The organism is Sphingorhabdus sp., assembly GCF_040079335.1.
Classification (GTDB): domain Bacteria; phylum Pseudomonadota; class Alphaproteobacteria; order Sphingomonadales; family Sphingomonadaceae; genus Sphingorhabdus_B.
On record NZ_JBEBKL010000078.1, the window covers coordinates 1 to 5790 of the forward strand.

Here is a 5790-nt window from a genome sequence, read left to right on the forward strand (position 1 = left end):
TCTTACATCAACTCAAACCAACCCTTGATCGCAGGGCGCCATCCAGCATGATTTTTCTGCAGGCCAGAATACGCGAAGGAAGGCTTGCTCTTGCAGCACTATAGAACATAATAGGAACATGAAAATTGCCCCTCTTGTGATTCTCGGACATTCGCCCCCAGAGAAGGCGCCGCGCCGGGCGTTCGGCATCGCCTCGCTTGATGCCGCGCTGGCTGGCGGGCTGGCTGGTGGGCGGGTTCACGAAATCTATCCCTCGCAGAAAGACGATGCCGCCGCAGCCATGGGGCTGGCCGTGGCAATGGCAACGGGCATTGCCGAGGGAGGAAATCCCGTGATGTGGCTGCGTTCCCGCCGGGCCGTGCACGTCGCAGGCGTGTTCCAAGCGAACGGTTGGGCTGAACTGGGAGGTACGCCGGGTAACACTCTGGTGGGCGTCGTTTCTGATATGACCATGCTGCTGCGCGCTGCTGTCGATGCTTTGCGCTGCCCAGCGCTGGGGGCGGTGATCGTGGAAGGCTGGGGACGGATTCCTGAGCTGGATCTTACGGCGAGCCGCCGCCTGGCCTTGGCGGCCGAAAAATCCGGCGTTCCGTTGTTCCTGCTGCGCTGCGATACCCAACCGGCTCCCAGCGCGGCGCAAACGCGCTGGGCGGTAGCCGCCGCGCCTTCACGCGCTTTGCCCGGCAATGCCCCCGGGCGGCCGACTTTCGACATTACCTTGCTGCGCCAAAGATCCGGCCCTTGTGGTCTTGCCTGGCGACTGGAGTGGGATCGTGACCAACACCAATTCCGCGAAGCGGAGGTATCTAGCTCTATGGTTTCCGTTCCTGTCCGCAGACCGATTGCGGATGCAGGGTCCAGATCGCCGGACAGCTGGATCGTTACCTGACGCACCGCTCGCCTTCGTTGCCAAGGTCAAAGGCGCTTTGCGGCTCTGCGCTGTCGATGCTTTGGCACAGTGTCAGGGTATCGTGCCCGGACTGACACTGACCGATGCGCGGGCGCGTCAACCCGCTCTGGCTTTGGCCAACATGGATAAGGATGCGGATCGCCACTGGCTGGATCAACAGATGCAGCGCTGCACCGCATGGACTCCCCTGGTCACAATCGCTGGGGGCGATGGTATCACGCTTGACATCACCGGAACCGACCACCTCTTCGGTGGCGAGGCGGGGCTGTCCGCCTTGGTTGAGGATACTTTTGCCTCAGTCGGAGTGACCCTGCGGCTGGCTATTGCCGCTACTCCGGAGGCCGCACAGGCCTTGGCCCGCCATGCGTCCTTGCCAGTGGAAGATGAATGTCTTGCCATTCGCTCGCTGCCGGTGGCTGCGTTGGGGCTGGAGGAGGCTGCGCTGGCTCTGCGTCGGGTAGGCCTAAAGACGATCGGCGATCTCGTCGCACGCCCGGCGGCCAGCATCGCTGTGCGCTTCGGAATGGAAGCCGTGATCGCGTTGCGTCGCCTGCTGGGCGAGGAGCAGGCTCCGATCATTCCGCTGGTGCAGCCAGTCCCGCTCCGCTTCGAGCGCCGCTTTGCCGAACCAATCGGCCATCAGCCGAGCATTGCCGCCTGCTTTGCCGACCTGCTGCGAAAGGCTGCTTGCGTGCTGGAAGAGCGCGATCTTGGCGGCAGATGCTTTGTCCTGACCTTGTTCAGAAGCGATGGCCAGCGCCAACGGCTGGAGATCAAGACCGGCTTGCCCACGCGCGATCCGGCCATAGTCCTGCGGCTGTTCGATGAGCGTATCACCACCCTGGCCGACCCGCTTGATCCTGGATTCGGCTATGACACAATTGCGTTGGCCTTGCCTGTGACCGAACCGCTGGTTGCCAGTCAGCCACGACTCGACGGACAGGAAGGGCGCGGTGCGACGCTAGCCGAGCTGATCGACCGGCTCAGCACCCGACTGGGCGCTGACAGCCTGCGCCGCCTTGCACCACAGGACAGCCATGTGCCCGAACAGGCGCAGTTCGCCTTGCCCGCGCTTCATGCTCCTGCGCCGGCATCTTGGCCCGTGCCGGCCTTGGACGAACCGCCGCTGCGCCCACTGTTCCTGTTCGATCCGCCACAGCCGGTGGAAGTCATTGCTGAAGTTCCCGACGGCCCGCCTCATCGGTTCCGCTGGCAGCGCACGCTGCGCGAAGTGTGTCTTTACGAAGGGCCGGAGCGGATCAGCGCAGAGTGGTGGCGACGCAGGGGGGGCGAAGAGCCCGGCAAAGGTGGTCTGACCAGAGACTATTATCGGATTGAGGATGCCCACGGGCGCCGTTACTGGATTTTCCGGCATGGGCTTTACAGCGAAAAGCCGGATCCGCGCCACGGGCCGAGATGGTACGTACACGGCTTGTTTGCATGACCGGCGTCCCCGTCTTTGCCGAACTGGCTGCCGCTACCAATTTCAGCTTTCTGCGAGGAGCCTCACACCCGGCGGAGATGGTCGCCCGGGCTCATGCGCTTGGTATGGCGGGTATCGGCATTGCCGATCGCAACACCGTCGCCGGCGTGGTGCGCGCTCACATCGCCTGGAAAGGGATTGGCGGCGTACAATCGGGCTTGCGGTTGATCGTGGGTGCCCGGTTGGTTTTTGCCGATGACACCCCCGATGTGATCGCCTATCCCGCCACACGTCACGGATGGGGGCGATTGACTCGCCTGCTAACCCTGGGCAACCGCCGCGCCCAGAAGGGCGAGTGCACGCTTGCTCTGGCTGACTTACTTGCCCATGCTGAAGATCTGCTGCTGATCGTCACGGGCAGCAATCAAGAGGTGCTGGAGCGGCTGTCCGAGGCCCGTCCCGGGGCGGTCTGGCTGGCGGCCACCATGCATCGCGGTGGTGCAGATGTCCGGCGGCTGGCAGAGAGGCAAACGCTTTCCGAGGCACTCGGCGTGCCCCTCATCGCGATCAATGATACGCTTTATGCCCATCCGAATGCCCGGGCGCTGCACGATGTGCTGACCTGTATCCGCGAAGGGGTGAGGATCCACGGCGTAGGCAAGCGGCTTCTGGCCAATGCCGAGCGGCATTTGAAGGCACCTGCCGAAATGGCGCGCTTGTTCCGCGCCTGTCCGCAAGCGATTGAAGCCACTGCTGATCTGCTCACGCGGATCGACTTCTCGCTTGAGCAGCTGCAGTACGAATACCCCCACGAGCCCGTACCTGAAGGCTGGGAGGCGCAAAACTGGCTGGAGCATCTGGTTCTGAAAGGTGGCGGGCTTCTATTCCCGGACGGTCTGCCGGAAGCTTACCAAGCTGTCCTCGACGAAGAATTTGGCCTGATCCGCACATACAACTACGCCTGCTATTTTCTGACCGTGCACGACATCGTGCGGTATGCCCGCAGCCTTACCCCGTCGATCCTGTGCCAAGGGCGGGGCAGCGCCGCCAATTCGCTGGTCTGCTATTTTCTGGGCATTACCCCGATCGATCCGGTGCGGGAAAAGCTGCTTTTCTCGCGCTTCCTGTCGGAGGAGCGCGACGAACCGCCCGATATCGACGTAGATTTCGAACACGAGCGCCGCGAAGAGATCATGCAATATGTCTACCGACGGTACGGGCGCGACCGGGCGGGGATTGCCGCGACGGTGATCCACTATCGCCCGCGCAGCACCCTGCGCGAAGTGGGCAAGGCGCTGGGCCTGACCGAGGATGCGACGGCGCGCTTATCCTCTACCATTTGGGGAAGTTGGGGCGACGATGTTCCCGAAGCCCGGATGATCGAAGCCGGTTTTGACATAGCCAATCCCGAAATTGCGCGGCTGAAGGTTCTCGTTGATCAACTGCTCACCTTTCCCCGCCACCTGTCGCAGCATGTAGGCGGTTTTGTGCTGACCGAAGGGCGGCTCGACGAACTGGTGCCAATTCACAATGCCGCCATGCCCGACCGCACCTTCATCGAATGGGACAAGGACGATATCGATGCGCTGGGGCTGATGAAGGTGGACGTGCTGGCGTTGGGCATGCTAACCTGTATCCGCAAGAGCTTTGATCTGCTGCGCGCGCATGGCCTGGGCGATCATGACCTGCACACCGTTCCGCCGGAAGATCAGGGGGTCTATCGGATGCTACAGCGCGGTGACAGCATCGGCACCTTCCAGGTCGAAAGCCGCGCACAGATTGCCATGTTGCCGCGCATGAAGCCAGCCTGTCTCTATGACCTTGTCATTCAGGTTGCGATTGTCCGCCCGGGTCCGATTCAGGGTGGTATGGTCCACCCCTATTTGCGACGGCGAAACGGAGAAGAAGCGGACATTTTTCCCAGTCCTGCGCTGCCCCATGACCCTGGTGAACTGCGCGAGGTGCTAGGCAAGACGCTGGGGGTGCCACTGTTCCAGGAGCAGGTGATGAAGCTGGCCATTGTCGCGGCCGAGTTCACGCCCGCGCAGGCTGATGGTCTGCGGCGCGGTATGGCGACGTTCCGGCATCGCGGAATTGTTGGTCCCTATGAAGAACTGTTGGTCGAAGGCATGGTGGCGCGTGGTTATGAGCGCAGTTTTGCCGAACGCTGCTTCGAACAAATCAAGGGCTTTGGCGAATATGGCTTTCCCGAAAGCCATGCTCAGGCTTTTGCCTGGCTGGCCTATGTCTCGTCATGGCTAAAATGCCGTCACCCGGCCGTGTTCACTTGTGCGCTGCTCAACAGCCAGCCCATGGGGTTCTATGCTCCAGCTCAGCTGGTCCGCGATGTACGGGAACATGGGGTGGATGTTCGTGCCGCCGATGTGAATGCCAGCGCATGGGACAGCACGCTGGAATGCGGTGAAGAAGGCGCATTGGCCCTGCGTCTCGGCCTTTCGCGAGTCGATGGTTTTCGCCGGGGATGGGCCGACGCGATAGCTGCTGCCCGAAGCGGCGGCCCTTTCCGGTCTGTAGAGGATCTGGCCTGGCGCGCTAGTCTTCCCCAGGCAGCGCTGCGCAAGCTGGCAGATGCGGATGCCTTGGGGCTGCTGGCCGACAACCGCCGCGCCGCGCTGTGGGAGGTACGACGCGCCCTGCCTGACCAACTTCCCTTGTTTACCTTTGCCGCCGCGCCGGAGCTTGGGGTGGAGGCGGGCGCGGCGTTGCCAGCGATGCTGCTCTCGGAAGAGGTGGTGGCCGATTACCAGACCACCCGCTTGTCACTGAAAGGCCATCCGATGCAATTCTTGCGGGCAGCCTTTGAATGGGAGGGTGTGCTTACCTGCGCCGATGCCGATGCCGCGCCCGATGGTAGCAAGGTTCGCACGGCAGGCGTGGTTCTGACCCGCCAGCGCCCTGGCAAGGGCAATGTCGTCTTCATCACGATCGAGGATGAAACCGGTATCGTCAACGCGCTGCTCTGGGCGCGCGATATGGAAAATCAGCGCCGTGCTGTTATGGCAGCGCGGCTCATGCTGATCGAGGGAGAGATTCAACGCAGCAAGGAAGGGGTGGTCCACCTGATGGTCAGCCACATCATCGACCAGACCGGGATGCTGAACCGATTATGGGAACAGGACGACATGACCTTGCCGATCTCACGCGGGGAAGAGGTGCATCCTCCTCAGCGGTCACGCATACACAGCCATCCACGCAATATCAGGATAGTCCCCAAGTCACGCGACTTCCATTGAATCGGCAAATATAATTGATGCAAGCAGCAATCCGCCGTCTCGTATTGCCCCGCCGCAATGACGCTGCATCAGTCAGCCGGACCGACCCCGAATTCGGCGTAGGAATCGAATTCGGCGTTGTCCCATCCGGTGACGATCGTTTCACCGGCGACCAGCCACGCGTGGGCATCGAACCGTCCCTCGCGTGTGCGGCCGCCGATGCA

Annotated in this window: 3 protein-coding genes; all 3 read left to right on the plus strand. The window is 62.2% G+C overall.

The genetic code is table 11. The features are described from left to right. The first annotated feature begins 118 nt into the window (after positions 1-118). The 3 genes from ABL922_RS13890 to ABL922_RS13900 are packed head-to-tail and all read left to right on the plus strand — an operon-like array spanning position 119 to position 5587. Positions 119-889 (plus strand): hypothetical protein, encoded by a 771-nt coding sequence (locus ABL922_RS13890; protein WP_349024807.1) that lies wholly within the window; start codon positions 119-121, stop codon positions 887-889. Next, a complete protein-coding gene (locus ABL922_RS13895; RefSeq protein ID WP_349024808.1) occupies positions 849-2354 on the plus strand; it encodes a DNA polymerase Y family protein in 1506 nt (501 codons plus the stop codon). The genes ABL922_RS13890 and ABL922_RS13895 overlap by 41 nt, the downstream gene beginning before the upstream one ends. Further along, positions 2351-5587: an error-prone DNA polymerase gene (locus ABL922_RS13900; RefSeq protein WP_349024809.1), complete on the plus strand. Its 3237-nt coding sequence runs from the start codon at positions 2351-2353 to the stop codon at positions 5585-5587. The genes ABL922_RS13895 and ABL922_RS13900 overlap by 4 nt, the downstream gene beginning before the upstream one ends. Positions 5588-5790: the final 203 nt, after the last annotated feature.